The sequence below is a fragment of the Actinoplanes sandaracinus genome (assembly GCF_030009775.1).
Lineage (GTDB): Bacteria > Actinomycetota > Actinomycetes > Mycobacteriales > Micromonosporaceae > Actinoplanes > Actinoplanes sandaracinus.
Window position 1 is genome coordinate 1 of record NZ_JASCTH010000078.1, and the last position, 3,325, is coordinate 3,325.

Here is a 3,325-nt window from a genome sequence, read left to right on the forward strand (position 1 = left end):
TGATGACCCGGATCGAGCGACACGAACAGAAAGAGCAGAACCTCCAGCAACCCGCCGGCTGCAATACCCAGCCTGCCGCACACGCCCTGGCCGCATAACCCCCGAAGAATTTACGAACCCAAGCACTTAGGACGCGACAAGGGTGTCTCTTTTGCCCGACTCGCCAGCATCATTCTGTGGAGGTCTCACAGCTCACCGCGCGATGGACAAGGGCCCGGAAACGCTCGGCATGCGCCCAGCTGGGCGGATCGCGGGCTGCGGTGTCGGCTGGTGGTGCGGGCCGCAGGCAGGTACGGGCCGGCGCAGCCAAGGAGAGGTCATCGTCCGCCGGTTGTGCAGTTCGCTGTGCACGAGGGCTGCACGGTGAGCTGGAAAGGATCGGCACCTCTGCGACGGAGGACGGCTTCCGCGAGAACGGCTGTCCGCCGCATGTGCAGAAGCAGCGAGCCATTCGTCGGCGTGTCCCGGCGGCCCATGCGGGACCTGGGGTCGTTCCCGCGCCGCGCGCAGCCACAGATTCTCGGGGCCACGTAGACCGTGACCTGGCCTTTCTCTCGTCAGGGCCGCCAGCGAGTTGGCTGGTGGAAAACGATTCCCCTCGGCGGTGTCGCTGTGCCGGCGCCGCGCCCTACTGCACATCCGGCGGACTCGTCGGCTAGCCACGCGGCCGACCGCGCCGCCGTCATCACCGCGACCGAGCGGCTGCCCCAGCCCGCCCGCGCGTTGCCGGCGCCTCCAACTGAGGGGTAGGCACGCCGTCGGTCGGCCGGCTCGCCCGCAGCGTCGGAAAGGCGTCGTTCGCGGTCTGCGGGCGGCGCCGATCGGCCGGAGGTGCCGCGGCCTGATCGGCCACCTGTGCATCATCAGCTCACGGATCAGCCGGCACCGGCCGCGGACACTCTGTCGGTCACGGCGGCAGTTGCCGCCCTCACGATCTTGCGCGCTCCGCAAGGCCTGAGCCTGTCGGCGGCGGAGTGGCGGCAGCCATTGACGCCGAACACCATGGCTACCGCGTCGGTCCTGGCCGAGGTACAAGCGTCGGGGTCATGCGGGTCAGCCCGGAATCACCGGTGGCGGTGTGCCGGTGGCGGGAGACGTTCTTGAGCGCACTCACTGCAGCAGGCGGCGACCCGGCGGCTGTCGGTCAGCCCAACTGCACGGGCTCGAATCTCGCACATGCGCTGTGGCAGGTACCGACCGCCGATCGAAGCGCTCTGAAAACAGCGCTGGAACAGCGCCTACCTGGCCACCGCGGATAGCGGTGTCACTCTGGCCCTGATGGCAGAGGTAGCGGACACCGTCGATGACGACCTGCTCGAAAACGCTGCCTGGTTCGTGGTGCGGTGGCTATTGCACCACCCGTCCGAGGGAGCGATCATCTTCCTGACCGACTTCGACAACAGGTACGGCCCCTTCTGGCATCCGGACGAGATGTCCGAAGCCCTGGTCCGCATGTGCGTCCATGAAATGCTCACCGGCCGTGGACCGCTCCAGCTATGCCGGTTCTCCACCATCTGGTCCTGATCCGCCGTCGGCGCGGCGCTCAGCGTGGCTCACCTCCCGGGATGCCGGCCGGTAGAGCGGGTTGTAGCCGAGGCGCTTGATCCGTTCGGTGACGGTGCGCTTTTGGTGAGGGCCGTCCTACTTGGTGTAGATCAGGCGGAGCGCGGCGGCGGGTGGGTCGTTGAGGTAATCCGCCCATAGGCACCCGCTCGGGTGCGGGCACTGGTCGATCCAGGTGTTGCAGAAGTTGCGGAGCATTCCGCGCTCGCCGGCGCCACCACCAGCGGGGCCGAACTGCACCAACTGCGGGCGGGAATCGCCGGGAACATCGGCACGGACACCGCCGGGCTTACCGCTGGCGCCCGCGGAGTTGCCGAACTGCTCACCCAGGTCCGTCGGCGCACCTCCACGCCTACGCCCGACACCACCGTCACCCGCGGACAGGACAATGAGTCGTGACCGTCACGCCCGGCGAAGTCGACGCCGCCGTGCAGCAACGCCGATACCGGCACCGCTGGCATGGACCGGCGGATCGTCGCCGAAGTCCTCAACGCCCACCCACGTCTCGTCTACACCGCTCGGGAGTGGAGGGCTGGACGACACCGAGGTCCGCGACGCGCTCGCATCCGTACGAGCGGGGAATCTTCAACAGGTCAACCGCCACCACTGGTGAAAGCCGGCGTTTCTTCCGAACCGGTGAAATACCGCGCGCCGCGGGCTGGTGCGGATGTGGGTGGCCGGTACGGTGCCGCCATGACCGACCTCGTCGACGAGGATAGCCCCGCCGTCCGGGCACTTACTCGGCTCGTGGCCGCGGGCAGCACCCTGGCCGCCGCGGAGATCCGGCACGTTGAGGCGTGCACCGAAGTCTTGGAACAGGTGCGGCAGGCTCGGGCCCGGGTTGACTCGCCGTTGGAGGAGCACTTCTCTGCTGCGGCTGGTGTATTGGCAGCATCCGGCAGTGCAGGCGAGCGCGCTGACGCGGGCCGCCGGATTCGCCTACCCGGCGGAGATGACCACGGCGATCGGGCCAGTGCCGACTGGGATTGGGTGCGACGAGTGCCGGGCGCCGTTGCTACGAACCTCGCGGTCGTGGCCGATGCCGGAAGGCGTACGTCGCGGAAAGCCGTGGTCATGTCCATCGTGCCAGGCTCCGGCAGCCGCGGCGCGCAAGGCGGAGTGGGAGGCGCGGGACCGGCGGTGGGACCGGCTCGATGCCGCCCGGGTGTCCGGGCCTGCCATGGACTGGCGGGTCGCGGTCACATTGGTGCTCGCGCACCCGCCAATCACCGGCGGCAACTGGGACGGATATGAGGCAGCCCGACTGGTCAGCGACCGGCTAGAGCATTTCACAGCCGACGCCCTCGTCCCGATGACCGTGAACACCGCCCTGGACCTGCTGGACGCGGCCGACCAAGTCGTTCGCTGGAACGCCGGAGCCGACCGCCGCCGGGTACGGGCCTACACGAGGCAGCCGGCGCGAGAGGTCCTCGATCGGTTGCGGCGGCTGGCTGAAATTGCCCGGGAAGCGGCCAGCGCCGAACCAAGCGACTGACCGTTTGGACAGACGTAGAAGGCCGACCCCAAACCGGCCCGGGTGCGGCGGGAGTTCCGGAATTTGCGCGCAACCAGCGCCTCGCCAGCGCACCAAAACCCGGCCGACCCGACCCCGGATGTCCGCCCGGCTCCCGCTTCAGAGGCCGGTCATGAACTGTTTAGGTTGATCTATGCGTTGGGTCCGTTTGGAGATCGTTCTGCGGGTTCGCGATAGATAGTGATCACTCGATCGAATGAAAGATGAACATCGGTCACGTCAGGCGGG

General features: G+C 68.2%; 3 protein-coding genes. 2 read left to right on the forward strand and 1 reads right to left on the reverse strand.

Going from position 1 to position 3,325, the window contains the following annotated elements; genetic code table 11:
- Nucleotides 1-1,278 precede the first annotated feature (1,278 nt).
- A complete protein-coding gene (locus QLQ12_RS46655; RefSeq protein WP_282767524.1) occupies nt 1,279-1,524 on the forward strand; it encodes a hypothetical protein in 246 nt (81 codons plus the stop codon).
- Nucleotides 1,525-1,641: 117 nt separating this feature from the next.
- Here the strand turns inward: QLQ12_RS46655 and QLQ12_RS46660 are convergent, their stop codons facing one another.
- A complete protein-coding gene (locus QLQ12_RS46660) occupies nt 1,642-1,806 on the reverse strand; it encodes a hypothetical protein (protein WP_282767525.1) in 165 nt (54 codons plus the stop codon).
- A 709-nt stretch (nt 1,807-2,515) separates the two neighbouring features.
- Here QLQ12_RS46660 and QLQ12_RS46665 point away from each other — a divergent pair.
- A complete protein-coding gene (locus QLQ12_RS46665; RefSeq protein ID WP_282767526.1) occupies nt 2,516-3,058 on the forward strand; it encodes a hypothetical protein in 543 nt (180 codons plus the stop codon).
- The last annotated feature ends 267 nt before the right edge of the window (nt 3,059-3,325 follow it).